This is a genomic window from Mediterraneibacter hominis (assembly GCF_014287475.1).
GTDB classification, from domain to species: Bacteria; Bacillota; Clostridia; order Lachnospirales; family Lachnospiraceae; genus Mediterraneibacter; species Mediterraneibacter hominis.
The window spans coordinates 784409-811109 of sequence record NZ_JACOPF010000001.1; the positions used below are offsets into that span (position 1 = coordinate 784409).

General features: G+C 44.2%; 24 protein-coding genes. 2 read left to right on the forward strand and 22 right to left on the reverse strand.

The features are described from left to right. Nucleotides 1-148 precede the first annotated feature (148 nt). Nucleotides 149-412, forward strand: coding sequence for a 30S ribosomal protein S20 (gene rpsT, locus H8S37_RS03710; protein WP_117975538.1), 264 nt, complete (start codon nucleotides 149-151; stop codon nucleotides 410-412). Between the two features lie 40 nt (nucleotides 413-452). Here rpsT and H8S37_RS03715 read toward each other — a convergent pair whose 3' ends face one another. From H8S37_RS03715 to H8S37_RS03745, 7 genes are all read right to left on the reverse strand, one after another. After that, nucleotides 453-1811: an MATE family efflux transporter gene (locus tag H8S37_RS03715; protein WP_330604842.1), complete on the reverse strand. Its 1359-nt coding sequence runs from the start codon at nucleotides 1809-1811 to the stop codon at nucleotides 453-455. A 220-nt stretch (nucleotides 1812-2031) separates the two neighbouring features. Further along, complete coding sequence (gene ilvC / locus H8S37_RS03720; protein ID WP_186874683.1) at nucleotides 2032-3051, reverse strand: ketol-acid reductoisomerase; 1020 nt, start codon at nucleotides 3049-3051, stop codon at nucleotides 2032-2034. 102 nt (nucleotides 3052-3153) lie between these two features. Beyond that, complete coding sequence (gene ilvN / locus H8S37_RS03725) at nucleotides 3154-3654, reverse strand: acetolactate synthase small subunit (RefSeq protein WP_186874684.1); 501 nt, start codon at nucleotides 3652-3654, stop codon at nucleotides 3154-3156. A gap of 127 nt (nucleotides 3655-3781) precedes the next feature. Then, on the reverse strand, nucleotides 3782-5596 hold the full coding sequence (locus H8S37_RS03730; RefSeq protein ID WP_186874685.1) for an ABC-F family ATP-binding cassette domain-containing protein: 1815 nt from the start codon (nucleotides 5594-5596) through the stop codon (nucleotides 3782-3784). Nucleotides 5597-5665: 69 nt separating this feature from the next. Further along, entirely contained in the window at nucleotides 5666-6694 is a 1029-nt protein-coding gene (locus H8S37_RS03735; RefSeq protein WP_186874686.1) for a lysylphosphatidylglycerol synthase transmembrane domain-containing protein, read from the reverse strand. Nucleotides 6695-6704: 10 nt separating this feature from the next. Then, nucleotides 6705-7301, reverse strand: coding sequence for a hypothetical protein (locus H8S37_RS03740; RefSeq protein WP_186874687.1), 597 nt, complete (start codon nucleotides 7299-7301; stop codon nucleotides 6705-6707). A gap of 14 nt (nucleotides 7302-7315) precedes the next feature. Next, nucleotides 7316-8347, reverse strand: a complete 1032-nt coding sequence (locus H8S37_RS03745) for a glycosyltransferase (RefSeq protein WP_186874688.1) — start codon at nucleotides 8345-8347, stop codon at nucleotides 7316-7318. 194 nt (nucleotides 8348-8541) lie between these two features. On the opposite strand from H8S37_RS03745, the gene H8S37_RS03750 reads away from it, so the two are divergent. Beyond that, on the forward strand, nucleotides 8542-9243 hold the full coding sequence (locus H8S37_RS03750; RefSeq protein ID WP_186874689.1) for a hypothetical protein: 702 nt from the start codon (nucleotides 8542-8544) through the stop codon (nucleotides 9241-9243). A gap of 10 nt (nucleotides 9244-9253) precedes the next feature. Here H8S37_RS03750 and H8S37_RS03755 read toward each other — a convergent pair whose 3' ends face one another. The 15 genes from H8S37_RS03755 to H8S37_RS03825 form a co-directional block, all read right to left on the reverse strand. Then, nucleotides 9254-10924, reverse strand: coding sequence for a nucleoside kinase (locus tag H8S37_RS03755; RefSeq protein ID WP_186874690.1), 1671 nt, complete (start codon nucleotides 10922-10924; stop codon nucleotides 9254-9256). Between the two features lie 26 nt (nucleotides 10925-10950). After that, nucleotides 10951-11733: a Nif3-like dinuclear metal center hexameric protein gene (locus H8S37_RS03760; RefSeq protein ID WP_186874691.1), complete on the reverse strand. Its 783-nt coding sequence runs from the start codon at nucleotides 11731-11733 to the stop codon at nucleotides 10951-10953. Further along, complete coding sequence (locus tag H8S37_RS03765) at nucleotides 11723-12427, reverse strand: tRNA (adenine(22)-N(1))-methyltransferase (RefSeq protein ID WP_186874692.1); 705 nt, start codon at nucleotides 12425-12427, stop codon at nucleotides 11723-11725. Before H8S37_RS03765 ends, H8S37_RS03760 begins: the two co-directional genes overlap by 11 nt. Before the next feature lie 10 nt (nucleotides 12428-12437). After that, nucleotides 12438-13556 carry an RNA polymerase sigma factor RpoD gene (gene rpoD / locus H8S37_RS03770; protein WP_186874693.1) on the reverse strand — a complete coding sequence of 373 codons (1119 nt, stop codon included), beginning with the start codon at nucleotides 13554-13556 and terminating at the stop codon, nucleotides 12438-12440. Between the two features lie 54 nt (nucleotides 13557-13610). After that, entirely contained in the window at nucleotides 13611-15386 is a 1776-nt protein-coding gene (dnaG, locus tag H8S37_RS03775; protein WP_186874694.1) for a DNA primase, read from the reverse strand. Between the two features lie 59 nt (nucleotides 15387-15445). Further along, nucleotides 15446-16447, reverse strand: a complete 1002-nt coding sequence (locus H8S37_RS03780) for a deoxyguanosinetriphosphate triphosphohydrolase (RefSeq protein ID WP_186874695.1) — start codon at nucleotides 16445-16447, stop codon at nucleotides 15446-15448. Between the two features lie 80 nt (nucleotides 16448-16527). Beyond that, nucleotides 16528-18075, reverse strand: coding sequence for a polyphosphate:AMP phosphotransferase (pap, locus tag H8S37_RS03785; RefSeq protein WP_186874696.1), 1548 nt, complete (start codon nucleotides 18073-18075; stop codon nucleotides 16528-16530). Between the two features lie 306 nt (nucleotides 18076-18381). Continuing rightward, nucleotides 18382-19560, reverse strand: a complete 1179-nt coding sequence (locus tag H8S37_RS03790) for a thiolase family protein (RefSeq protein WP_186874697.1) — start codon at nucleotides 19558-19560, stop codon at nucleotides 18382-18384. Between the two features lie 40 nt (nucleotides 19561-19600). Then, nucleotides 19601-20479 (reverse strand): 3-hydroxyacyl-CoA dehydrogenase family protein, encoded by an 879-nt coding sequence (locus tag H8S37_RS03795; RefSeq protein WP_186874698.1) that lies wholly within the window; start codon nucleotides 20477-20479, stop codon nucleotides 19601-19603. Between the two features lie 14 nt (nucleotides 20480-20493). Further along, complete coding sequence (locus tag H8S37_RS03800; RefSeq protein WP_186874699.1) at nucleotides 20494-22077, reverse strand: acyl CoA:acetate/3-ketoacid CoA transferase; 1584 nt, start codon at nucleotides 22075-22077, stop codon at nucleotides 20494-20496. Continuing rightward, nucleotides 22071-23681 (reverse strand): class I adenylate-forming enzyme family protein, encoded by a 1611-nt coding sequence (locus H8S37_RS03805; protein ID WP_186874700.1) that lies wholly within the window; start codon nucleotides 23679-23681, stop codon nucleotides 22071-22073. The genes H8S37_RS03800 and H8S37_RS03805 overlap by 7 nt, the downstream gene beginning before the upstream one ends. Nucleotides 23682-23693: 12 nt before the next feature. Next, on the reverse strand, nucleotides 23694-24329 hold the full coding sequence (locus tag H8S37_RS03810; protein WP_186874701.1) for a nuclease-related domain-containing protein: 636 nt from the start codon (nucleotides 24327-24329) through the stop codon (nucleotides 23694-23696). Nucleotides 24330-24350: 21 nt separating this feature from the next. Further along, entirely contained in the window at nucleotides 24351-25235 is an 885-nt protein-coding gene (locus H8S37_RS03815) for a class II fructose-bisphosphate aldolase (protein ID WP_186874702.1), read from the reverse strand. Nucleotides 25236-25306: 71 nt separating this feature from the next. Continuing rightward, a complete protein-coding gene (locus H8S37_RS03820; RefSeq protein ID WP_186874703.1) occupies nucleotides 25307-26389 on the reverse strand; it encodes a PTS fructose transporter subunit IIC in 1083 nt (360 codons plus the stop codon). A gap of 1 nt (nucleotide 26390) precedes the next feature. Further along, nucleotides 26391-26699, reverse strand: coding sequence for a PTS fructose transporter subunit IIB (locus tag H8S37_RS03825; protein ID WP_186874704.1), 309 nt, complete (start codon nucleotides 26697-26699; stop codon nucleotides 26391-26393). Nucleotides 26700-26701: the final 2 nt, after the last annotated feature.

Sequence of the window (26701 nt, forward strand, 5' to 3'; positions counted from 1 at the left end):
GTTTTACCGTATTTTTCATAAATATGTATTGACAAGCCCCAATACTTGGCATAAAATGAATGAGTATGTTCCATTGGAACGTCCGTGTCCGAATCCAATGGAATACTAAGATTACATTTGAAATTTCGCATATTTGGAGGTGTACAGATTGGCTAACATTAAATCTGCTAAGAAAAGAATTTTAGTGAATGAGACAAAGGCTGCAAGAAACAAAGCAATCAAATCAAAAGTGAAAACTGCTGTGAAAAAAGTAGAAGCTGCCATCGCTGCGAAAGACGCAGAGGCTGCAAAAACTGCGCTGCATGCAGCTATCGTTGAAATCTCAAAAGCCGGAAGCAAAGGTGTTTATCACAAAAAAACTGTTTCCAGAAAGATTTCTCGTTTATCAAAGGCTGTAAATACAATTGCTTAATTGTCTGATATAGAGAAAAGAAAAAAGACACCCGCTTCCGTCAGGCGGATGTCTTTTTTAATGTAGGCCATACCATAATCAGCATAGTGACAAAGGATGCCGTACCTCCTACAGCGTTTGAAATTGGTTCTGCTAAAAACACTCCATTCGTCCCTAAATTTCCTATCATAGGAAGCAGAATTGTAAGCGGCACCACAATAACGATTTTCCGGAACAGAGAAAAGAAAATTGCCGGTTTGGGGAGATTGAGTGCCTGATACGTAGACTGTCCGGAAAATTGAAGCGCCATCATAAAAATTCCGCAGAAATAAATCCGCATAGCCGGAATTCCTTTCTGAATCAGCTCTGGTTCACTTGTAAACAATTGCAGGAAAAAGCGGGGTTCAAAGAAAAGAACTGCCCACATCAGCACAGTAAATATCATACAGCTCCCCGCCATAAATTTGACAGCAGCTTTTACACGTGCATAGCACTTTGCCCCATAATTGTATCCGATCACCGGCTGCGCGCCTGAAGTCAAGCCCGTTACCGGCATCGTGATAATTTCCCTCACCGAATTGATGACTGTCATAATTCCTACATAGGCATCTCCCCCATATCGAGAAAGCATTGCATTACATACAATCTGTACAGTTCCATTTGTTATGTACATGATAAATCCCGCCATTCCAAGTAAAACGATCTCTCGGATTAGCTTCAGATTCAGACGCATAGCTTCCTTATTCAGCTTCAATATCGCTTTTTCCCCTGTAAGGAATTTAAGCACCCACAGAGCAGACGCCCCCTGCGAAATAACTGTAGCGACGGCGGCTCCTCTTACTCCCATATGAAATCCGAAAATCAGAATCGGATCCAGGATGATATTCAGCACTGCCCCTAATAAAACTGTAAGCATCCCTATCCTGCCAAACCCCTGAGAGTTTATAAAGTTATTCATTCCCAAGCTTATCATAACAAATATGGTTCCAAACAGATAGATCGTCAGATAGGCATCTGCATATGGAAATGTGGCATCGCTGGCTCCGAACAGATACAGAAGCGGTCTCTTAAACGCCAGGCAGCCCAGCATCAGAATGCTCCCGCATAAAAGCAGCATAGAAAAGGAATTTCCCATAATGCACTGTGCTTTCTTTTCTTCATGTCCCCCGCGTGCAATAGAACAAAGAGGCGCCCCTCCCATTCCAAATAAATTTGCAAATGCCGTAATAATTGTGATGATAGGAAGCGCCAGCCCGATTCCCGTCAGCGCCTCCGCAGAGGTATGAGGAATATGCCCGATATAAATGCGATCTACAATGCTGTAAAGCACATTGATCAACTGCGCCAGTGTCATCGGCAGTGCCAGGCTTAGAATATTCTTCGCTATATTTCCTTTGCTGAAATCGTTTCTACTCTCCACACTTTCTCCTTCCCCTATCTACCGCGATACAGTGCAGCTCACACAAAGCCATTCGCTGTACTTGCCCGTCAAATATCCGCTTATGCAAGCATGGCGGCTGCCTAACGGGCTTATCGTGCAAAAAGAATACACATATCAACACGGGCATGATATGTGTATTCTTCCTTTTGCCGATCCCGGCTGACTCTTTACTTCTCCATGTCTGACTATCAAAAAAATCTTAGTTGTTGATCAGCTTATCCTCATCACTCCAGCTGTAAAGGCTTCTGATCTCTTCGCCAATCTTCTCTGCAGGATGCTCAGATGCAAGCTTTCTCATTGCTCTGAAGTGTGCCTGTCCTCCTGCCTCTGACATATCCAACAGGAATTCTTTTGCAAAAGAACCATCCTGAATATCTTTTAAAATCTGCTTCATGGCTTTCTTCGTCTCATCTGTGATAATTTTCGGTCCTGTGATGTAATCACCGTATTCCGCTGTATTAGAGATGGAATATCTCATTCCTGCAAATCCAGACTGATAAATCAGGTCTACGATCAGTTTCATTTCATGGATACATTCAAAGTATGCGTTTCTTGGATCATAGCCTGCCTCTGTCAGTGTTTCAAATCCCGCCTGCATTAACGCGCACACACCACCACACAGTACAGCCTGCTCTCCAAAAAGATCTGTCTCTGTCTCTGTTCTGAATGTAGTCTCTAAGATACCTGCTCTCGCACCGCCAATTGCAAGACCATATGCAAGTGCTTTGTCAAGCGCCTTTCCTGTAGCATCCTGATAAACAGCCACCAGACAAGGAGTTCCTTTTCCTGCCTGATATTCACTTCTTACTGTATGTCCCGGAGCCTTCGGAGCAATCATTGTCACGTCTACATTCGCCGGCGGTACAATCTGTCCGAAATGAATGTTAAATCCATGTGCAAACATCAGCATATTGCCTTCTTCCAGATTCGGTTCAATATCCTTTTTATAAAGAGCAGCTTGTTTTTCATCATTGATCAGAATCATAATGATGTCCGCTTTTTTTGCTGCATCTGCTGCAGTAAATACTTCAAAGCCCTGTTCTTCTGCTTTTTTCCAGGAACGACTTCCCTCGTAAAGTCCGATAATTACGTTGCATCCAGACTCTTTTAAGTTCAGTGCATGTGCATGTCCCTGACTTCCGTAACCGATGATTGCGATTGTTTTTCCCTCGAGCAGAGAAAGGTTACAATCCTCCTGATAATAAATTTTAGCTGCCATTTTCCATTCCTCCTAAATTTTCACTTCGGCATCTTCCTGCCGTGTTTTCTAAAAATATATAGTTAAGGGCAATCCCCTTAGCTTTCCTTTGTACTACAAAGCTCAATCGATATATGTAACATCCTTGCTGCCCCTGGACAGACCGGTAATCCCAGTCCTTGCCAGCTCCAAAATCTCATAATCCTTGAGTAGATTTAAAAACGCCTCTAATTTTGATTGATTTCCCGTAAGCTCGATCATCAGAGATTCTTCTTCCACATCTACAATTTTCGCCCGAAAAATGTCTGCCACTGAAATAATCTCACCTCTCTGTGCAGCATTGGCGCGAAGCTTTACCATAATCAATTCCCGATACACAGATTCTCCGTCTTTTAGAAGCTTGATCTCGATTACATCCTCCAGTTTTCTAACCTGCTTTTCAATCTGTGAAAGAATCCGTTCATCCCCCGAAGCAACCACAGTAATCCTTGTAAATCTTGGGTCTGCTGTCATCCCTGCGGTGATACTGTCGATACTGTATCCCCTTCTACTGAACAGACCTGCAATCCGGCTTAACACGCCAGGATTATTGTCAACCAATAATGAATAGACCTGTTTTCTCATTTACTTCCTCACTTTCCTGATTGCTCTGACTTTCAAAAGGAAAAACAGAGTGCGTTCTGTTTTCTATAATATTAACAACTGCCTCTTCTTTTGTCAAGAGAATCCGATCATAAATTCTTGATATTTCTTATCTTTCCATCTTCTGCTGTTCTATCTGTTCTGCGAGTTCATTTAAATATATCCACCGTTCTGTTTTTTCTTCCAGCTGCTTTTCTACTTGTTCTTTTTCTTTCATAATCTCATACAGACGCGCGGAATTCGTCGCATTCTTAAGCACCTCTTCCTCTAAGCTCTGTATCGTATTTTCTAGTTTCTCAATCTCCTCATCAATACACGCATATTCTCTCTGCTCCTGATAAGAAAATTTAAGCTTTGCCGGCTGGTTTTTCTTCCATGTCTGCTTCTTGTCCTTTTCTCCTTTTTTCTCTTTTGGTTCTCTTGGTGCTTTCTCTCCCTCTTTTGCCTGCTTCGCCTCCAGGTAGTCTGTATATCCACCCTCATATTGTACAAGCCTGCCGTTTCCTTCAAAAGCAAATATCCGGTCTGCAATGGTATCCAAAAAATACCGGTCATGGGAAACTGCAATGACAATACCCGCAAAAGAATCCAGATACTCTTCTAGTATGTGAAGTGTAGGAATGTCCAAATCATTCGTCGGCTCATCTAACAGCAAAACATTCGGAGCACTCATTAAAACCTTCAATAAGTACAACCGACGTTTCTCCCCTCCTGACAATTTCGATACAGGAGTATACTGTAGGGCAGCATCAAACAGAAAACGCTCCAGCATTTGAGACGCCGATATCTTTCCCTCTTTTACCGGAACATATTCGCCTACCTCCCGAATGGAATCGATCACTCTCTGTGTTGTGTCCATCTGCGGTGTCTCCTGTGCAAAATATCCTATCTTTACTGTCTCTCCAATCTCAATTGTCCCTCTGTCTGGTTCTAATTCTCCTGCCAGAAGCTTCATCAGAGTAGACTTACCGCATCCATTCTCTCCTATAATTCCAAGTCTTTGATTTTTCAACACAATATAGCTAAAATCCGTAAGAAGCGGCTTCTCTTTATATCCTTTGCAGATATGGGACAGTTCGATTGTCTTTTTTCCCATCCGGCTTTGTACAGACTCTATCTCCACTGTCCTATCCTGATTTGGATCCGCCTGATTTTTTAGTTCCTTAAGCCTTAAAAGCCTTGCCTTTTGTTTTGTACTTCGTGCACGGCAGCCGCGCTTCGCCCATTCTATTTCCGCCCGCAATATGCTGTTTCTCTTCCTCTGTGAAGCGGCCTCCATTTCTTCTCTTAATGCCTTCAACTCCAGAAATCTTGAGTAATTTGCTTCGTATTCAAAAAGTTTTCCATGGCTGATTTCTAAAATTCGGTTTGTCACCCTATCCAAAAAATACCGATCATGCGTTACCATAATAACGCTTCCCTTAAACCGGTTCAGATACTCCTCCAGCCACACCACCATTTCATTGTCCAAATGGTTCGTCGGCTCATCCAGAATCAGTATTTCCGCCGGATTTATCAGAGTTCTTGCAAGGGCGGCACGCTTTTTCTGACCGCCGGAAAGCTGCCGGACATCTGCCTCATGTTCCAAAAGCCCAAGGCGGTTCAAAATACGCTTTGCTTCACTGGCCATTTTCCATTCTTCCTTTTGTATTTTTCCTGCCATCACATACGATAGTACCGTCTCTTCCTTTGTAAAGACCGGATTTTGAGGAAGATAGGCAATCTGAACTCCATTTTTCGTGACAATCTGCCCTGCGTCTGCCGTCTCTAATCCAGCGATAATTTTTAAAAAAGTAGTTTTTCCAGTTCCGTTAATCCCAATGATCCCAATCTTGTCCTCCTCATGGATTCCATAGGAGACGTCGTCCAAAATACATTTTTCTCCATATATTTTGCTGATGTGTTCTATATTTAAAATATTCATAGACTCATTTCGCCTTTCCTCTTTGTCGTTTCTTACAACACCTCTCTATCATAAAATATTTATGCGCTCTTAGCAAGAGTCCAGTCTGTTCCGGCTTTTCAATTGATTCCATATGACTACAAAGAAACTCACTATCAGCAAAAAATAAAAATTAAGTCCTCTGCTGATCAGCATAGAGGGAATCAGATACAGACTTGAAAACACCTGTAAAAATACGTTTTTGTACATCAGCTCTGTAATCCCCTGCGAGCCCGGCAATGGCAGCATATCCACAGCTATATAGATACATGCCTGTAAAAGAATCACCTTATAACCGCCTGTCCCACGCATTCCAAGTCCCAGATACACCATATACGTTAAAACAAACAGGCTTGCTCTCTGTAAAAAGGTAATACCGACCACAACGAAAAGCTTTTTCTTGTGCAGAAGTAAATACTGTACCGCTCTCTGGTAATTTTCTACGAACCCTTCCAGTTTTTCCTGCCGCGAAACGGACGGTTTCATCAGTTTCATCCGTACTCCTATCCCTATAAAAAGAACTGCCGCCTTCTTTATTATATGTGGAACAAGCATAATGGAAAGAATCAACACAACTACAAGTATATTCAAGGAAAGTCCTGTCAGGTATAACAGAAAGTACCCTTTTAATTCTGCTTTAAGCTGTCCGTGCCAAAACAACAGAAGTCCGATTCCTATCCCTACCAGCACAAATTTATAGATTAAAGCAACGGTCATTAAAACAACGGTGCTGTCGGAAACTCTGTTTCCGTCTTTCTTCATATAATAAAGCTGCACCGGCTGTCCGCCTGTTGCCGACGGTGTGATACCAGAATAGAAAAAGCCGATGAATGAATAAGCAATGCAGCGCATAAGCCCACTCTTTCCTTCCATGGAACGAAGCAGATACCAGATCATTGTACCTTCTGCACTGACAAAAAATAAAGCGAGCCCTGCCGCTAGTATCAGACAAATCGGAGACATCTGAAGAACAGCCCTCTGAATCTGCCACAGATCTTGTCCATAAAACAGGGTATAAAAGGTAAGTCCCATAACGAGAAAGAAAAATCCAATCTGAAGTACTCTCTTTTTCATGCCCATACCCTGTCCCTCACAGATTCTCCGGCAAAAGCAGCCGAGATGACCGGCACCTTCTGCCTTTTTGCAGACAAAAGCTCTCTTTGTGTGTGCATAAGTCTCTTAGCTTTCCCTCAAAAATTTTCTCTTTCTCTGGATATTCATAAAAATCCTTTGGCGTTACCAAAGAGAAATGCTTCCCCCACCGGCATATACCTGCGTCCTCAAACAGCTTTCCTATATAAGAGGAACAGGTATAATGGTTTTTCTGGTAAAAAGGACGGTTCATCAGAATAAAGAAAAGCCCCAGAACTGCATAGTGATACCGAAACCGTTTTTTCATTGCTTTCTGCAATGTACGCTCTATATATTCCTTTTGTTCTTTCGAACAGGTGATTCTACAGATCATGTAGTCCGCCTGCGGAAATGTCCGCAGTATCTTTTTCTTATCTTCCTTCTCAAACCCTGCGATAAGAGGAATAGAAGGATGCCTTCTCCCTATGCTGTATGCTTCCGTCAAGGAGGCGTCTAGTGACACCACTACATGGATATATTTCTGTTTCAGCCTCTTTCGGATCATACGGGCAAAGAACCCTGGTGTATCTACAAATGCAATATAAATTTCTGCCATCTCCTATCTCCCTCCTACTGAAACTGATAAAGCCTTCGTGCCACTCTGTATCCTCCTACCGTGATTTTTCCTCCCAGCTTCCCTGGAAGATAGGAAAAACCACTCAAGGTCGTATAGCGCAGACGGTAGTATAATGCCTTGTTCTCTCCGCGGATTTTTTCCCACATATCTTTACGTTTCCTGTGTGCATCTTCTGTCTGTATCAGAAGTAAGTGAATGGAGGATATAGTAAGCATAATAGAAATATTTCTCGTCATATAAGAGGCTAGTTTTGGTGAAATCGCCTTTACTGCTTTTAAGTCTACACAACGTGCCACTATATCTGTCACTCTGATCTGCTGATCAATCCGCTGCATCAGAACCCTTTCATTGACCGACTGATCCTCTCTTCCCAGATAATATTGATACAAGTCCACATCCATATAATAGATCTGTTTTACAAAAGGCAAAGGCTGATAGGCAAACAGATTGTCCACATAAAAGGTATGTTCTGGCAGCCTTACTTTGCTCTTTCTTAAGATTTCTGTTTTAAAGATAAGGGCATGCATGACTAAATACTGGGAAGGACGGAAACGCCCTATCGAATCCCAGCCGCACATTTTTTCATTTGGAAATATATTTCTATAATGAATAGAATGTGTAGTTCCCTCATCCAGATGATTGTAAACATAGTTGCACACGAATAAATCTGGTATTTTTGTATTTTCTTCCATATGGCAGAAATTTTTAATCTGAGCCAGAAGTTTTTTGTAAGCATCTCTGTCAAGCCAGTCATCTGAATCCACGACTTTAAAGTAGACGCCCTGTGCCAGCTCCATTCCCTTGTTCACACCGGAGCCATGCCCTCCATTTGCCTTATGTATCACCTTTACTATATTTGCATAGTTTGCTTCGTATTCATCTGCAATCTGTCCTGTATTGTCAGAAGAACCGTCATCAATAATCAAAATCTCTACATCCTCCCCGCCTTCCAAAAGAGAGTCTATACATCTTTTCATATATTCCTCTGAATTAAAACACGGCACTGTAACTGTAAGATATTTCATCCTGCCATTCCTCCTGGTCGTCTTTTTCCTTTTTCCAATACAGTTTATCGTGCTTTTCTTAAAATCAGCGGGAGAGATTTCTTAAGATATTGTGCTTAAAATCTTAGAATTTTCTAAATTTTTCTTTCAATACTTGAGTACAGCAGAAAAAAGTTATACCATATATAGAGTTATTTATGAAAGTGAGGGATTTTATGAGTTCAAGAAAAAAGCTCTCTACTATATTCGATGATGATTTTGAAGTTACTTATGAAGAAGAACCGTCTGTCTTTACTGACGATTATCATACAGACGCCTCCAGACAGAGGCAATTTGAAGAAGTAGAATATGATGAATATGATGACACTCCTACCGTCCGCAGGAAAAGGCGAGACCATAGCTTAGTCCCTCTCGCAGCGCCCATACGAAAGGGCGGAAAAGCGCTTTCTAAATTTTCCAGCGCCTTAATCCGCCAGCTTTCTGTCATCCTGATTCTGTCAATTATGTGTTTTGCAGCTTATAACTTCTGGCGTGGAAGCGCCCTCTACGGAGATATAGCAGAAGCCTTTGAAACAATGGAAATATCGCCTGTTCTCGCCGCATATTTCAGTGTAGCGGCTGTTTTTCTACTGTTTGAGCTCCTCTCTCTTCTGTGGGCAATGACACGCACAAGAGTCCGGGACGGCTTCACTTCCTGGAAAGAGGACACCGGCAGAGGTATGTTTTCCTTCATTGCGGTGTTTGTCTCTTCCTACCTTGCCTTTCTCCTGAACCGTTTTATTCCAGAGTCCCCAGAGGTCCTATACGGACTCAAAGGCGCTCTGGACGTCTACGGTTCCTTACACAATGTCCTGTTTGGGCTGTGCGCAGCAGGGGTGATTTCCTGTCTGATACGCAAATATAAGTCCAATGCATAGCCGAAAGGTTTTACACATGGAAGCATCCGCCGCCGATAAATTCTCTAAGCAGGGAATTTGTCGGCACATATTCGCTCCCAATACCTACAAAATAATCAAAAAATTTCAAAAGCCTTTTTGCCTCCGAATATTCCGGTGAACGTTTTTCCACACCGAATAAAAGAGGCTCTACATATTGTTTTAGCACCGCCAATTCATATAAGAGGGAAGAATTAAACATCACATCTGCCTCTTCCTGGAACGGAAAAATATTTTCTTCTTCTCCCCTTCTCACAGACTGCCACATTGCGATTGTCTTTTTTGCAGATGCTCCCCTGGTCCTAGCATCTCTTACCAGCCTTCGGATCAGCCGTCCGTCTGTGGACGGTATTCTGTTATGCTCGTCAATATTTAGCTGTGTCAGTGCGCTGATATATATTTTAAATTTATTCGAATCAGAAAGTGCTGCCGTTAATTTTGGATTCAGACAATGTATACCCTCAATCACAAGAATATCATTTTCTCCAAGCTTCTTTGGCTTTGCATCAAAGGTACGGGTGCCTGTTTTGAAATTAAATATCGGCAGATATACTTCTTTACCCGCAAGTAAATTCTCCATGTCTTCATTGAATTTTTCCACGTCAATTGCCTCAAGACACTCGAAATTATAATTGCCGTTTTCATCCCGAGGGGTATCCTCTCTGTTTACAAAATAGTTGTCTACCGCAATCGGATGCGGTTTCATTCCGTTTACTCTAAGCTGTATAGACAGGCGATGTGAGAATGTTGTCTTTCCCGACGATGAAGGCCCGGCAATCAATACAAACTTCACGCCCTTTCGTCCGGCAATCCTCTTGGCGATCTCTGCAATCTGCCTCTCCTGATATGCTTCCTGGACGAGCACCACTTCCCGCATATCATATTTTGTAATCATGTCATTGAGCGCTCCTACTGTATCAATTTCCTGGCTGTCTCCCCACTCGATCGATTCCTTCAGCACATGGAACAGCTTCGGACTTGGGACAAACGGTGCGACCTTCTCTGGCGCTTCCTTCACCGGCATTTGTATGACAAATCCTTCATCATACAGATGAAGAGAAAAATACTTCAGACATCCTGCATCTGGTACCATATAGCCATAGTAATAATCCTCAAATTCATTCATGCTGTAAATATTGACCTTGGACACTCTTCGATACTCAAAAAGCCTTTCTTTGTCATACATCCCATGCCTTCGGAACAGCTCAACCGCCTCTGTTGTATGAATAGAACGTTTCTCTATCGGAATTCTCTTTTTGCAAAGACTGCACATTCTTTTCTCCACCTTTGCAAGAAATTCCTGGTTCAGCTCTACATCCCCTTCTATCGTACAGTAATATCCTTTGCTCATAGAAAAATGAATCCGTACACGTTCTACCGTATCGTGCCCGCCTACATCATGCACTGCCTTCACCAGAAGAAAACACATGCTCCTTTTATAAGCAGCATGCCCGATTGGATCTTCTGTTGTCAAAAAAGAAATCTCACAATCCGCTTCCACCGTCTTTGTCAGTTCCTGTAACCGGAACTGGTTTACGTAAACCAGTACAATCTGGTGTGCGTATCTCTCTTGAAATTCCTCAGCTATCTTCTGGTATGTTGTACCTGCCTTATATGTCCGTGTCTCACTTCCAATTTTTACTTTACAATTATTCTCTTTCATCCTGCCTCCTTATTGATTGTATACTATTATACAACTTGAAATGGATGCACAATCGGCGCCGTCATAATTTCAAGGTCTGGAAAATTCTTTTCCAGGAATCGTTTCATGTCGTCGATAAAAATATATTCTGTCCCGTAGTGTCCGGCGTCGATCACAGACAGTCCCTGCTCCACAGCATCTAAACCGTCATGGTGTCCAATATCCCCTGTCACAAGCACATCTGCTTTTTTCACAACTGCCGCTTGTACAGCGCTGTGTCCGCTTCCTGGGGAGACCGCAAGTCTTTTTACCTCTCTTTGCATGTCTCCGAATATTTTCAGGGAATCTAATTTTAGTTTATGTTTCACATAGCCGCAACATTCTTTCAAAGACATTTTATAAGGCAGCTCCCCTATTCTTCCTATTCCATCTTCTTTTCCTTCTATTTGTATTGTAGTATCCAGCACCTCCGTCTTTTCCAGGCCCAGCATTTTCTCTGCCACATATGCCATCCTCAGCACATCATAATTTGTATGCATTGCATAATACGCAATGTCAGACTGAATCAGTTCCACAAGTCTTCTGCCTATAAAATTTGTATCTGTCACACTTTTTAAAGGAGAAAAAATAAGAGGATGATGAGTAATCAGCATGTCCGCCCCGGCTGCTTCTGCTTGTTTTATCACATCCCCTGTCGCATCCAGCGCAATATACATTCTGTGTACTTCTTTTTCATTTCTGCCTGCCAAAAGCCCTACATTGTCAAAGTCCAGCGCCGCTTCCCTGGGATATGCTGCTTCTATCACTTTTGTTATTTCTTTACAAAGCATAATATTTCATTCCTTTCTCTGCCCGTACTAATTCTCGTTTTAACTGCTCTTTCCTCGTTTGAATCCGTTTTGTATCCGTTTGCTCCAACTGTTTCAGTATCTGCTGCTTTATCGCTATTTCTTTTTTCAAAAAACGGTACAATACTTGATTTTGCTTTTCTAAGAGGAGCTTTCCATACTGAAGCTCTGTCTCATTCCACTTCTTCTCTTTCCTTTCCTCTCCTGGAACCACCTTCATCATAGGATAATATTTTCCGTCTTCTTCCACCATCTCTTCTTGTATAAATAAAAAACCCTCCTGTAACAGAAAGGCTCTCACTTTTGCGATTTCCGACTGTGGCTGTAAAATACATTCTTTTAGGCAGTGTACCGTCTCTCTTGCGCGTTCCAGAATATGTATCATCAAGCTGCCTCCCATTCCCGCGATCACTGCGCACTGTACCTCCCCCGGAGCTATCTGCTCCATGCCGTCTGACAGTCTCAAATCAATTTTCTCTTCCAGGGCATGGCTGCGCACATGCTCTTCTGCTCTTTTCAAAGGGCCGGCATGAATATCCATTGCCACTGCAAAAGGCACACTTCCATTTTCTACGAGATAAATCGGGATATAGGCATGATCTGTGCCTATATCCGCTATTTTATATCCGGCGGTCACTAGAGATGCAACTGCCTGCAATCTTTTCGATAACTCCATAAACGCTCCTTTAATCCAGATAATCTCTTAGCTTTCTGCTGCGGCTTGGATGCCGGAGCTTCCTCAATGCCTTTGCCTCGATCTGGCGGATACGCTCTCTTGTCACATCAAATTCCCTGCCTACTTCCTCCAGCGTCCTTGCACGGCCATCATTCATTCCAAAACGCAGCCGCAAAACCTTCTGTTCTCTCTCTGTCAATGTATCTAACACTTCGTCCAACTGCTCTTTCAACAGTGTCTGCGCCGCTGCCTCTGCCGGAACCGGTACATTATCATCCTGAATAAAGTCTCCTAAATGGCTGTCCTCCTCCTCACCGATCGGCGTCTCCAGAGACACCGGTTCTTGAGAAATCTTCAAAATCTCTCTGACACGCTCCACCGGCATGTCCAGCTCCTTCGCAATTTCCTCCGGCATCGGCTCTCTGCCTAATTCCTGAAGCAGCTGTCTGGATACGCGAATGAGCTTATTGATTGTCTCCACCATATGCACCGGTATACGAATCGTCCTCGCCTGATCTGCAATCGCTCTTGTGATTGCCTGGCGAATCCACCAGGTTGCATACGTACTGAATTTATATCCCTTATGATAGTCAAATTTCTCCACTGCTTTTATCAGACCTAAATTTCCTTCCTGAATCAGATCCAGAAACAGCATCCCTCTGCCGACATACCGCTTTGCAATGCTGACAACAAGACGTAAGTTTGCCTCCGCAAGTTCTTTTTTAGCGTCTTCATTGCCTTCCTCCATCCGTTTTGCTAATTCAATCTCACGCTCCGCGCTTAAAAGAGGGACTTTACCTATTTCTTTCAGATACATACGCACAGGGTCTTCAATACTGACACCTTCCGGAACTGACAGATCGATATTTTCCATATCTACATCATCATCTTCCGAAATAATCACGTCAATATCTACATCCACATCATCATCTGCATCAGAACTAATCCTCAGAACATCAATATTGTTTGCTTCCAGGTAATCATATACCTTCTCCATATGTTCCGCGTTCAATTCCATGTCATTGAAGAAATCATTGATTTCCTGAAGCTCCAGTATGCTCTTTTTCTTCTTGCCCTGTGCAACAAGCTCTTTTAATCTTTCTTCAAATTTCTGTATGTTTTCTTCCATGTGTCCATCCTTCCTTACCCGCAAAAGCGCAGGCTGTCTTGTTTTATTTTATCCTTATTCAATAGAAATATGCAGTTTCTCCAAATCCTCCAGCTTCCGTTTTTCTTCCATCAGATGCTGTAGTCCCGCCATATCCGTCGGTTCCAGGTCAAGGGTCTGCTTATCAATACTGTGCGCCTTCACTCTTACTATCGTCTCTTTCAGCGCCTGTTCCTGTTCCTCTTTTGTTTTCAGCTCTTTAATTCTTGTGTGAAACAAAGATGCCGCCTCTCTGTGTTCTTCCTCCGCTGTAAAATGATTCAGTATTTTTGCAGGATTCAAGTCTCCTGTCTGATACTGCTCATACACAAAGCCGGCAACGGTCTGATAGAGTTCTTCTGTAAAGTCCTTCGGGCTTATGTATCGGCTGATAATCTCAAACAGCTTCCGCTTATCAATCATCCATGTAAGAAGTACCTTCTGGGAAACCAGGTTTGGATCTTCCTTTGGCTTTTCCTGGCCATTTACCTGTTTCGGCCTGCTTACCGGCCTTGCCATCCCCTCTCTTACTGCAGTCTTGCTCACCAGCTTTCTTAAGCTCTCTTCACTGACCTTATACTTCTTTGCCACGGCTTCTATATAGTTATTCCGTTCTAATTCCTCCTCAAAGCCAAGAAGCCGCCGCGCTGCCTCATTGAAAAACGCGGTCTTCCCCTCCGGAGAATGCATATCAAATTCTCTCTCTGCTATTTCCAGGCTGAACAAAAAACCGTTTCTCGCCGCTTTGATCCGTCCTTCAAACTCTTCAGCTCCCAGATTCTTAATAAATTCATCCGGATCCTTGTAGGGGTCCATCCGGATCACCCTCGCCGAAATCCCTGCTTCCTTCAATATCGGCATCGCTCTCAATGCCGCCCTGGTTCCAGCGTCGTCGCTGTCATACGTCAAGTAAACCTCCTGGACGTATCGTTTCATCAGTGATGCATGTCCCAAAGTCAGCGCTGTTCCCAAAGAAGCCACTGCATTCGTAAATCCCGCCTGGTGGAGAGAAATCACATCCATATACCCCTCACAGAGCAAAAAATACGGTTTTTTCGAAGTTCTGGCGCGGTTTAACCCGTACAGATTCCGGCTTTTGTCAAACACCACTGTCTCCGGAGAATTCAAATATTTTGGTTTTCCATCTCCCATAACACGCCCGCCAAATCCAATTACCCGATTGTTCACATCCATGATCGGAAAGATAACCCGATTCCAGAATTTATCGTAAACGCCATGTCGTTCGTCCGTATTTACAAGCCCCGCTTTCCGAATCAGCTCTTCTGTGTACCCTTTTGTCCGCAGATATTTGTATAAATCATCACTGTACTTATTCGAATATCCCAGGCCGAACGCAGTAATCATCTCGTCAGACAAGGATCTGTTTTTTAAATATGTATAAGCCTGCATACCATTTGGGGACTTCAACTGCGCATAAAAATATTTTGCCGCCGTTTTGTTCACTTCTAGAATCGATGCTTTTAAATCTGCTTTTTCCTTTGCCTCTTTGGAATATTCCATCTCCGGCAGCTCTACTCCTGCCCGGTCTGCCAAAACCTTCACTGCCTCCAGGAACGTAAAATTCTCATATTCCATCAGAAAAGTAAATACGTTTCCTCCGGCGCCGCAGCCAAAGCAGTAATACATCTGCTTTCCCCGGCTGACAGAAAAAGACGGAGATTTTTCATTGTGAAAAGGGCAGAGACCAAAATAGGAGCTTCCCTTTTTCTGAAGTCTGACGTACCCTGATATTACATCCACGATGTCATTTTTCATTCTGATTTCTTCTATCAGATCCTCTGAATAGTACATGTCTTCCTCCTAAAATAATGCCCTATATTATTATATTCGACACAGCCTTTCTTTTTCCTTTAATTTTTCCACGCTTCCGGCACAAAAAATTCTTCATATTTTTTCACTGCATACAAATCCGTCATTCCTGCTATATAATCACATACAATCTGTTCTCTGCTGCTGTCTGTGTTGGAAAGGGCGTCTAAAAATTGCTGCGGCAGCAAATCCAGGTGCCGGATATAATATTCGTATAATTGTTCTATCATATGTACCGCTTTGTCTTCCTCTCCCTTTGCCTTCGGGTTCATATATACATTTTCAAACATGAATTTCCTAAGGCCGGTCATCGCTGCTTCCACTTCCTCTGACATACAGATCTCCGGCTTATCCATACTGTTTATAATCACGTCATGCACCATCGTATTCAGCCGCTCCTTGCTTGTATATCCCAGTATTTTTCTAAAATCTGCCGGAATATCTTCTTCTGTCAGGATTCCGCCTCTGATGGCGTCGTCTATGTCGTGGTTGATATAAGCAATCTTATCCGAGAGCCTTAGAACCTGTCCCTCCAGTGTATGTGGGTGTCCGGCTGTCTGATGGTTTAAAATTCCATCCCGCACCTCCCAGGTCAGATTCAGCCCCCGTCCTTGTTTCTCCACACATTCAACGACGCGCAGGCTCTGTATATGATGTGCAAAATGGTACACTCTGTTTAAAGCTCGCTCCCCTGCATGTCCAAAAGGAGTATGTCCCAAATCATGTCCCAGGGCAATTGCCTCTGCCAGATCTTCATTTAGCTTCAGAGCCTTGGCAATCGTCCGCGCATTCTGTGACACCTCCAGCGTATGTGTAAGCCTGGTACGGTAGTGATCTCCTTTGGGCAGAAGGAATACCTGCGTCTTCTGCTTCAATCTGCGAAACGCCTTACAGTGCAGAATCCGATCCCGGTCTCTTTGAAATACCGGACGTATATCACACTGTTCTTCCTCTCTTACCCTTCCTTTTGAATTTTTGCTCAACGTAGCGTAAGGACTTAAATACTCAAGTTCACGTTCTTCCAACTGTTCTCTTATGGTCATTGGTATTACCTCGAATCCATCTTGAAACCTTGTGAAATTGTTCTATATTAATTATATTCTGTATCTTCCGTATATTTCCTCTATTTTCTCTCCTCTTTTATACGCTTTTCAATCGCTTCTGCCACAGTCTGGAGTACCTTGATTCTCGCGTAATATTTACTGTTTCCTTCTACAACGACCCATGGAGCATACTCCGTAGAAGTCCGAAGCAGCATTTCATTGACTGCTTCCTCATACTGATCCCACTTTTTTCTGTTTCTCCAGTCCTCCTCTGTTATTTTCCATTGCTTTTGGGGCGTTTCCTGCCGTGCTGTGAAACGTTTCTTCTGTTCTTCTTTATCAATATGCATCCAGAACTTCAGCACGATTGCTCCTGCATCTGCCAAATCTTTTTCCATATCGTTGATTTCTTTATATGCTCTCTGCCATTCTTCCTTTGTGCAAAATCCTTCTATCCTCTCTACCATCACACGCCCATACCATGTCCGGTCGAAAATCGCAATGTGGCCGTCTTTGGGCATTGCTTTCCAAAACCGCCAAAGATAATGATGCGCTTTTTCAATGTCATTTGGGGATGCAATTGGTGTCACTACATATCCGCGGGCATCCAGCTTTTCTGTCAGACGCTTAATTGCTCCGCCTTTTCCCGCGGCATCCCATCCCTCAAATCCAAGTACGACCGGAATCCTTCTGCGATATAATTCTCCATGCAATATTTCGAGCTTTTTCTGCAGCTTCTTCAGTTTCTTTTTGTATTCTTCCTTCGTCAGAGACAATGTCAAGTCTGCTTTTGCCAGAATGGATTCCTGAAGCTCACGAATCTGCTGCTTTTCCTTCTGCTGCATATCTGTTTCCTTTTTCTGTTCCTCTATCTCATCCAATACTTCCGTAGCACGCAACTTCGCCTTTTCCTTCTTCACTTTCTCAATCTTTTCTGTGAGAATACGAATTACAGTCGTATAGATCTTCACTGTGGCAAATCTTTTATCTGTCGCTTCAATGATCGTCCAGGGAGCATAATCTGTATCCGTTTTCTGTAACATTTCTTCCATCATCGTTTGATACTCTCTATACCGCGCATTACGTTCCAAATCGCCCTGGCTCACCCGCCACGCCGTCTCTTTATTTCCCTTCAATTTTTCAAGCCGTCTCTTTTGTTCTTTTTTGTCAATATCAAGCAGGAATTTGATAACTACATTTCCATCATCTGTCAGTTGTTTTTCAAAAGAACAGATCGAATAATAAGCCTCTGGAAGCTCACGCTCTTTTGTCCGTTTTTCAAAACGATCTATCAATACCTTTCGATACCAGCTTCCATCGAAAATTGCAATTCTTCCCTTTGCAGGCGTTTTTGTCCAGAATCTCCAGAAAAACGGATGCATTGCCTCTTCCTCTGTCTCTTTCTTTACTGTATATACTTCAAATCCACGCGGATCCATGCCATGTATCAGCTTTCCTATCTGCAGCCCTTTTCCGGCTGCTCCGTAACCTTCAAACACAATGATAACCGGAATCTTCATCTCCCTGCACTGCCTTTGCAGACAGGAAAGCTTGGTTTCCAGCATCGGCATTTTTGCTTTATATTCTTCTTTTGACAATTTTTTTGTTAAATCTACTTTCTCTAACATGATTTTCCTCCGGTTCACAATTCTTCTATATTAGTATTGACCAGTTTATGTTTATTATATCTCTTTTTCTTATAATTGTATCAAGCAGCTGGCGCATTGACTAGTCCAAAGACCTGTTTCCACTACTTTTTCAAAAAAGCAGTCGCTTTTCCTCTCCCCGCAGACAGAGCAGAACCGAATCAAGACATATACGCGGCAAACAGAATCCGTTGTAATATAAAATAAGATGGCCGCAAACCTGCATAAATACTAGATTGCGACCATTTTTTCTTATTTTCCTAAAATATACTATTTAAGAATAAGGATTTAACATTTTGTAAAATACATGGAAATTCCCTGACCACCGCCAATACACATGCTAATCATGGCGTCTTTTTTGTCAGTACGCATCAACTCGTACATTACTTTGACAGTGAGGATTGTTCCTGTTGCGCCGATCGGATGTCCAATAGAGATTCCGCCGCCGTAGATGTTGACCTTCTCTGGATCCAGTCCGAGATCGCGGCTTACAGCGTAAGCTTGGCTTGCAAATGCCTCATTAATCTCAAACATATCGATCGATTTCAGATCCAGTCCCAGCTTGGCCGCCAGCTTCTCACTTGACAGCTTCGGTGCATATCCCATCAGTTCTGCATCAAATCCTGCTACAGCATAGCCCTCGATCTTCATCTTCGGCGCAATGCCAAGCTCTTCGGCTTTTTCTCTGGACATGAGCACTACTGCCGCCGCACCGTCATTCAGGCTGGAGGAGTTCGCAGCCGTGACCGTTCCGTCTTTCACGAAACACGGACGGAGTTTTGCAAGTTTCTCTATACTCTGCCCCTCTCTCGGTCCTTCATCTGTATCAAATATTGTAACATTGCCTTTGCGGTCTTTTAGTTCAACCGGAAAGATCTCTTCTTTGAATTTTCCTTCTTTGATCGCTGCGCATGCTCTCTGGTGACTCCGCACAGCAAATGCATCCTGCTCTTCTCTCGTAACATGATATTTTTCAGCTACATTTTCCGCTGTCACGCCGTTATGGTTACCGTCAAGCGGCCATGTAAGGATATCAATGACGCCATCCTCGAATACTTTATGCCCCATTCTCGCTCCCCAGCGCGCGTCATTTACATAATACGGAAGTCTTGAAATATTCTCTGTTCCTCCGGCAACTACCACATCTGCCTGTCCGGTCTTAATCTCCATCACCGCCTCAACAATCGACTGTAATCCGGATCCGCACTGACGGTTAACAGAGTATGCCGTTGTCTCTTTCGGCATGCCTGCTTTCAGGCTGACAGCTCTTGCAATAAATCCGTTCTCAGCGATTTCTCCCACCTGACCGATGATTACTTCATCCACGACAGCAGGATCGATTCCGGCACGGTTGACAGCTTCTTTTACCACCATCGCTCCCATATCGATCGCGGAAATATCTTTCAGGCTGCCGCCATAGCTTCCTACCGGAAGCCTCACGCCACTTACTATAACTACATCTTTCATTTTCGTTTCCTCCTATTTTTAGTTGTAAATTGACTGAAAATCAGAAATTTGATCCGATCTTGTTGCCCTTTTTATCGTACTTGTAAAAACCCTGTCCAGACTTCTTTCCAAGCATTCCTGATTTCACCATTGTCTCGAGCAGCGGACACGGACGGTATTTACTGTCATGGAATCCATTGTAAAGTCCTGTCATCGTTGCAAGCATCGTATCGATGCCGACAAAGTCTGTCAGTTCGATCGGCCCCATCGGATGGTTACAGCCAAGTTTCATTGCATTGTCCACATCCTCGGGCTTGCTTCCCTCCATTACCATGAAGGCTGCCTCATTCTGCATCGGTACAAGGATCCTGTTGACCATGAAGCCAGGAAATTCCGGAGCGTCCACCGTTGTTTTTCCGATTTTTCCCGCAAATTCTTTCACTGTATCATATGTCTCGTCTGATGTGACAAGACCGCGTACCAGTTCGAGTAATTTCATCACCGGAGCCGGATAGAAGAAGTGGGCTCCCATCACTTTATCCGGTCTGTTTGTGACAGATGCGATCTCCGAGATGCTCAGCCCTGAAGTATTGGACACGATCACTGCCTCCAGATCTGCGAGTTCATCCACCTTTTTAAATGTTTCTTTCTTAATTTCGATCTTTTCCGGCACAGCCTCTATTATAAGAAACGCGCCTTTTACATCCGCCAGATCACCGCTGTATGTAAGGTGCCCCAGTATCTCGGCTTTCCTCTCCTCTGTCATAGAACCTTTCGCCACTTTTCTATTGAACAGTTTTTCAACCGTTTCTTGCGCCTTCTCAATAGCCGCCTCAAAAGTATCTATATTTACAACTTCATATCCAGCCGTCGCACATGCCTGTGCGATACCATTTCCCATCAGACCGGCTCCAACGACTGCCACTTTGTTCTTTTCCATTTTCCTTACCTCTCTTATTTATTTTTTTCTTTTAACCGGAGACCGAACGGGCCATCTTGGATAAACAACGCTTCATCCATTCGTTTCAGGTCATCACTGATGTTCGGTGTAAATTCCATTCTGTCGAGCACTTGTGTCTGTAGATCGATCCCCGGGGCAATCTCTACGAGCATAACACCTTCCTTACAGAGTTTAAACACGGCCCGTTCCGTAACGATCATGACTTCCTGCCCTTTCTTTCTCGCCAGCGGGCCGTTGAAGGAGAGCTGCGCAACTTTTCCGACCATCTTGCAAACATCTCCTTCTCTGAGGATCTTAAGCTTCCCGTCACTGAATTCATACTTTGCGCCTCGGGCCGTAAATGTTCCGAGAAATATGACCTTCTTCGCATTCTGCGTGATATCTATAAACCCTCCGGCTCCGGTGCACCTTGTGCCCATCTTCGTAGAGTTCACATTCCCTTCTCCGTCGAGTTCCCCAAGTCCCATATAAGTGATATCAACACCGGCTCCGTTATAATAATCCATTTGCTCATGGTGCCCGATCATCGCAGTCAAGTTCTGTCCGATCCCAAAGTCGATCCCACCTGCCTGTACTCCTCCATAAATTCCGGACTCAACCGTAATCATAATGTCATCAGAAACACCTTCCTCATTGCACACCTTACCGACCATATCGTTAGGAATACCCGTCCCCAGATTGACTACAGCCCCTTTGTACAGTTCCTGCGTTCCTCTTCTTGCGATGAACTTTCTCTCGTTAAACGGTGCAGGCTCAATGTTCGCTGCCGGAACTCTCGCCTGTCCGCTGTAAGACGGGTCAAAATACCATGAAGACGTCTGTCTGTGGTCTTCAAACGGATTCTCACACACAACAATATCGTCGATAAACACTCCTGGTACAGTCACGTCTTTCGGATTGAGCGTCCCAGACTGCACTACCTGCTTCACCTGCGCAATGACTCTTCCGCCGTATCTTTTTGCCGCCATAACAGCAGGAAGAACCTCCAGTTTCATAGCCTCCTCCGTTGTCGTCAGATTGCCGGCCTCATCACATACTGTTCCACGGATCAGTACAACATCCAGTGGTATCTCTTTATAAAACATATACTCTTCGCCGCCATATTCGATAATGTCCACAATATCCGGCATCGGCTTCGTCCTCTCATTCATTTTTCCGCCCTCGATACGGGGATCGATAAATGTTCCCAGCCCCACCTTCGACATTTTCCCCGGAAGTCCGCATGCCATACTCCTGTAAAGCTGTGCAATCTGTCCTTGCGGCAGGCAATACGCCTCGACCTTGCTCTCTGCGATCATCTCCATCCACTTCGGCTGCAGTCCCCAATGCGAACCGATAATTCGCTTCACGAGCCCTTCATGTGCGAAATGCTGTATTCCGTCTTTTCTGTCACTTTGTCCGCAAGAATGAACAAGGGTAATGTCCTTGGGATGTCCGGTAGTCTCAAAGCGTTTTTCTATTGCTTTTAATACCGCTTCACTGGCACTGACCATCGTCATGCCGATCGTACACACTGTAGAATTGTCCGCAATTTTCTCCGCTGCCTCGCCGGCCGTTATAAAGTTTGCCTTTAACATATTTCTTTCTCCTGTTCAAAAAGTGATCGGATGTATTTTTTATCTGTCTTTAACCCTTGTGTCCTTGGAATTTCCTTCAGGAACAATATCCTCTCCGGCACTTTAAACCTTGCCATCTTTTCGAGAAGTCTACTGCGGATCTCCCCCTCCGTGACCGTACATCCTTTTCTTAGCACGACGGCCGCCGCCGCGACTTCTCCATACTTCAGGTCAGGAATCCCGACTACCGCGGCGTCTTTGATCTCCTTTAGGCTGACAAGCTCTTCCTCTACATCTGTACACCATATTTTTTCCCCTCCTCTGTTGATCATGTCTTTCCTGCGGTCAACAAAGAACACATACGCATCGTCATTGACATATCCCATATCGCCGGTATTGAGCCAGCCGTCCTCGGTGTAAAGAGGAGAGTCTGTTTTATAATAATATTCAGCCACGTTGGCGCCTTTGATATAGACCATTCCGACGGTTCCGTTCTCAACTTCCCTGCCGTCATCATCAAGAACTTTTAATTCCAGGCCCGGAATGGGGATACCTGCGGATGACGGATATCTTCCGGTCGGCGTATCCGATGGAAACAGAGTTCCCGGACTGGCGGTTTCTGTCATCCCGAACACAGTCCGTATCTCCGCATCCGGCATCCATCTATGCAGTTCATTTAACTTCTCGACCGGCATATAACTGCTGCCGCACAGTATCATCCTCACAGACGGAAGCTCTGGATATTTTTCCTTCAGATCCATCATCATTCCAAATACAGTCGGTGAGCCATGCATAAACGTGATCTTATCTTCCATGACACAGTTTAGGATCCTTTCTGCGTTATATTTCTTCTGTAAATAGACCGTACCACCTGATAATACAAATACGCCGAGCAGAGCAATCAGACCTGTGACATGATAGATCGGGACTGGTATTACAGTGCGGTCATCACAGGTGACATTGCACAACCTCTGGTAAATCATCGCCGCGTGCAGAATATTATAGTTTTTCATCACAACTCCCTTACTCGCCGATGTTGTCCCCGATGTGAACATCAGGATCGCTTCGTCTTCAAGGCTTCCCTTTGAACCGCCTCTTTTACCGACTGGTATGTCGATATGACGGAACCCGTAACCGTGTTCTTCATCCACAGAATAGATACACTGCATAGCTTCTTCGTACGGTTCTGTCCACTCGCGGAATTTGTCTGCCGCGATCAGATACTGAAGATCCGCTTTCTCTATTAAAGCCTGAAGCTCATGCTTTCTGTATTTGCTCGGGAAAGGAACTGTCACCGCCCCGATCTTGCACGCCGCGTAAAATGCTGTGCAAAACTCGATTCCATTATACAGGAGCAATCCGATATGATCCCCATGTTTTGCTCCCCGCCTGTATAGAAGCTCTGCAAAATCATCTACCATCCGGACGAACGTCTGATATGAATATGTGCGTCCCCAGTTATCTATAAAAGCAGTTCTGTCCGGATATTTCACCATACTGTCTTCAAGCATCTCGTAATAGTTGTTTCTCATGTGCACGAAAGTAAATATTTCCTGTCCTGAAATTTTCCGAATGTCCATGCCTTCCGTCATACAGTCAGGCCAGACTTTCTTTCCCGCTATCATCTCCGTCTCCTTTCACCCTCTGCTTCTTTCCAGCACTATAGTCTCATCAGCAAGCTGATGATAAAACGCATCAATCTGCTGATCTGTAAGCACTGCTTCCGCGCTTCCAGATAATTCTTTGACCGTTCCGATCAGTTCTTTTCTCCTGATAACCGGAATCTCCGGATCGCTGCTGCCATTCCACGACAGACTGGTCTTCTGTGGAAATACCACGACAGATTTCATCGGTATATCCACATTTCCAAGCCTCTGCCGGAGTCTCTTCTCAAAAAACCTGCACTCATCCACAGGGCTTTTCCCGTTTTTGCCGCCATGTCTCTTCAGAATGACTTCCCCACTCTGATTTTTGATATTTAATATATAAATTCCTGTATTCAGAAGCAGAAGGATGTATGCCTGAGGCGTATCCTCTCCCTTCACCTGTGCGAGCTGATAAAAGATCCTGTGCTTTCCGAGTTCATTTTTCAGGTAAAAGCTCTCTGATAATCTTCGAATATTTTTTCTGCGAAATGCATATTCAACATAGCTTGAATAAATTTCAATATATACACTTCTGCGGAATATTCTCCACTGCCAGATCGTCCTGATGACCCAGTAGCCGCCCGCCACAAGTACGAGTCCTATCAGTACTTCATTCCAAACTCCCATCCTCTGCCTCCTGTATTGTTATTAATCCAATTCCGGCCCACTGCCTTGCTCAAATGAATATCTTCCGCTAGAACCAATTACACGCATATAAGATTTGATAAAATCCTTCATTGCATTCTGTGCCGCGATACAAAGATCCATATAGTCGATAGATGGATTTTCTTTCAGCGTACTCATTGTCACGTTGACCGCATGTCTGAAAAGATCTGTGCACACATTGATCTTGTTGATACCGTACGCTACAGCCTTTTTGATATTCTCCTCGCCTGCACCGCTTCCGCCGTGGAGGACAAGCGGCATGTTAAGTTCCTCTTTCAGCTCCTTTAACCGGTCAAAGTCCAATCTTGGAACCATTCCCTTTGGATATGCGCCATGCGCCGTCCCGATCGCCACCGCCAGGCAGTCACAATCTGTCTTCTCTACAAATTCCTTCGCCTGCGCCACATTTGTATACAGATCCGCGTTGCTGTTGTCATCCTGAGCAGCCTGTCCTACATGTCCAAGCTCCGCCTCACAGGAAAGCCCCATACTGTGTGCAAGGGCCGCGATCTGCTGTGTCCTCCTTACATTCTCCTCGAACGGAAAACTGGACGAATCGATCATTACACTAGAAAATCCGTATTTCATGGCATTCACAATATCCTCAAACGCTGCGCCGTGATCGAGATTAAAAGCGACGGGGACAGAAACCCTCTCCGCCATCCCCCGTATCATCGGAGCCATGATCTCACCGTGTCCATGCGCTTTCATCTGCCGCGGGGAAATGTTGATGATCACAGCCGACTTTTCCTCTTCCGCCGATTCGATGATCGCTTTCGCCTGCTCCATATTCACACAGTTTATCGCCATCACCGCGTAATTGTTTTTATGTGCGTGAAGCAGCATTTCTTTCATTGATACGTACATAATTCTTCCTCCTGTTATTTTTATAAAGAGGACTTCCCACAATCTCATGGGGAGTCCCCTTTCACTGTCTCCTAAATCAAAGGATTCTCCATTTCTTCATCTTCAGCGCCTTCCGGCAGAGGCCGCTTCAATATCGAGTAAAGCACACCTGTGATACAACCTCCTAAGAGCCACAATCCGATAAATAGAAGCGGATTAGAAGTCATAACAACCGAGAACATTCCTCCATGTACTGCTGGAGATTCCAACCCAAACAGCATACACAGACCACCTGTGACAGCACCGCCTACGCAGATGGAAAGTGTCAGTCTAATCGGATCCTTTAACTGGAACGGGATTACACCTTCCTGTACATAGCAGCAGGAAAGTATAATAAGAGATGCTGCCTGCTCTCTTTCTGTTTTTGTGAATTTCTTACGGCTCCACGGAAGCAATGTTGAAAGAGCGATTCCAAGAGGGGAGGTCATACCTGCACACATCTTTGCAGATGTCGGGATGAAGAAACCGTCCGCGTTCAGTCCGTTTACGAACAGTGCAGCCGTCTTGTTGACCGGACCACCGTTATCGAATGCGATCATTGCTCCTATCACAGCTCCGAGAAGGAATCTGGAACCTGCGCTTAACGCTGTCAGCCATCCTGTCACGACACTCATCAGCCATGAGATCGGAACACCTACTACATACCACATCAGAAGACCTACAACCAAAGTAGAAATAACAGGAATAAACATAATCGGCATAATACCCTGAAGTGCCTTCGGCACTTTGATCTTCTTCATTTGAAGTACAAACCAGCCTGCGAGCAAAGCACCCACAAGACCTCCTACGAATCCCGTGTTCATCGTTCCGGCAAGAACACCCATTGCGTACCCTGGTGCGATACCTGGCTTGTCAGCAATCGCATACGCAATAAAAGCCGCAAGACACGGAACTGCAAATGAGAACAGATTGTTACCGATAGTGTAAATAACCTGCGCAAGCGTTTGCATTTCCGCCGCTGTATTTCCAATGTCATATCCACCTATCATTTTTGCCAGGGCAGTGATCACACCACCTCCTACGATAACCGGAATCATATATGAGATTCCTGTCATAATTGCATCTTTACAGATTGATCCTACACTCTTTTGTTTTTTTCTTTGAATTTCTGCCATCTTATCCTAACGCCTCCACTAACTCATCAATTACCGCATCAGCATCTTTGATCGGTTCGTTCACTTTGAAACTCATTGTCGGAATATCTTTAAAACGACTTGAATTTTTGATCTTCACATCACTTGCAATGATGCATGCATCACATCGTTTCAGATCCTCCTCCGTGATCTCGTCTTCTACTCCCTGTGCCCCCTGCGTCTCAACCTTGATTTCGATTCCTTTTTTCTGAGCCGCTTTCTTCAAGTTGGCCGCCGCCATGTAGGTATGTGCGATTCCTACCGGGCAGCTGCATACTGCAACTAAATACATAC

Bases quoted from the DNA above. Each gene is read 5' to 3' on its own strand.
- H8S37_RS03780 (WP_186874695.1), bottom strand. From the start codon at position 16,447: ATGACCATAAGAGAACAGTTGGAAGAACGTGAACTTGAGTATTTAAGT.
- H8S37_RS03795 (WP_186874698.1), bottom strand. From the start codon at position 20,479: ATGGAAAAGAACAAAGTGGCAGTCGTTGGAGCCGGTCTGATGGGAAAT.
- ilvC (WP_186874683.1), bottom strand. From the start codon at position 3,051: ATGGCAGCTAAAATTTATTATCAGGAGGATTGTAACCTTTCTCTGCTC.
- H8S37_RS03815 (WP_186874702.1), bottom strand. From the start codon at position 25,235: ATGTACGTATCAATGAAAGAAATGCTGCTTCACGCACATAAAAACAAT.
- H8S37_RS03755 (WP_186874690.1), bottom strand. From the start codon at position 10,924: ATGAAAGAGAATAATTGTAAAGTAAAAATTGGAAGTGAGACACGGACA.
- H8S37_RS03730 (WP_186874685.1), bottom strand. From the start codon at position 5,596: ATGAATATTTTAAATATAGAACACATCAGCAAAATATATGGAGAAAAA.
- dnaG (WP_186874694.1), bottom strand. From the start codon at position 15,386: ATGTACTATTCAGAGGATCTGATAGAAGAAATCAGAATGAAAAATGAC.
- H8S37_RS03790 (WP_186874697.1), bottom strand. From the start codon at position 19,560: ATGAAAGATGTAGTTATAGTAAGTGGCGTGAGGCTTCCGGTAGGAAGC.
- H8S37_RS03745 (WP_186874688.1), bottom strand. From the start codon at position 8,347: ATGAAATATCTTACAGTTACAGTGCCGTGTTTTAATTCAGAGGAATAT.
- pap (WP_186874696.1), bottom strand. From the start codon at position 18,075: ATGTTAGAGAAAGTAGATTTAACAAAAAAATTGTCAAAAGAAGAATAT.
- H8S37_RS03820 (WP_186874703.1), bottom strand. From the start codon at position 26,389: ATGGCAGAAATTCAAAGAAAAAAACAAAAGAGTGTAGGATCAATCTGT.
- rpoD (WP_186874693.1), bottom strand. From the start codon at position 13,556: ATGGAAGAAAACATACAGAAATTTGAAGAAAGATTAAAAGAGCTTGTT.
- H8S37_RS03740 (WP_186874687.1), bottom strand. From the start codon at position 7,301: ATGGCAGAAATTTATATTGCATTTGTAGATACACCAGGGTTCTTTGCC.
- ilvN (WP_186874684.1), bottom strand. From the start codon at position 3,654: ATGAGAAAACAGGTCTATTCATTATTGGTTGACAATAATCCTGGCGTG.
- H8S37_RS03810 (WP_186874701.1), bottom strand. From the start codon at position 24,329: ATGGGAGTTTGGAATGAAGTACTGATAGGACTCGTACTTGTGGCGGGC.
- H8S37_RS03750 (WP_186874689.1), top strand. From the start codon at position 8,542: ATGAGTTCAAGAAAAAAGCTCTCTACTATATTCGATGATGATTTTGAA.
- H8S37_RS03805 (WP_186874700.1), bottom strand. From the start codon at position 23,681: ATGATAGCGGGAAAGAAAGTCTGGCCTGACTGTATGACGGAAGGCATG.
- H8S37_RS03765 (WP_186874692.1), bottom strand. From the start codon at position 12,427: ATGGAGTTATCGAAAAGATTGCAGGCAGTTGCATCTCTAGTGACCGCC.
- H8S37_RS03800 (WP_186874699.1), bottom strand. From the start codon at position 22,077: ATGTTAAAGGCAAACTTTATAACGGCCGGCGAGGCAGCGGAGAAAATT.
- H8S37_RS03735 (WP_186874686.1), bottom strand. From the start codon at position 6,694: ATGGGCATGAAAAAGAGAGTACTTCAGATTGGATTTTTCTTTCTCGTT.
- H8S37_RS03760 (WP_186874691.1), bottom strand. From the start codon at position 11,733: ATGCTTTGTAAAGAAATAACAAAAGTGATAGAAGCAGCATATCCCAGG.
- H8S37_RS03825 (WP_186874704.1), bottom strand. From the start codon at position 26,699: ATGTATTTAGTTGCAGTATGCAGCTGCCCGGTAGGAATCGCACATACC.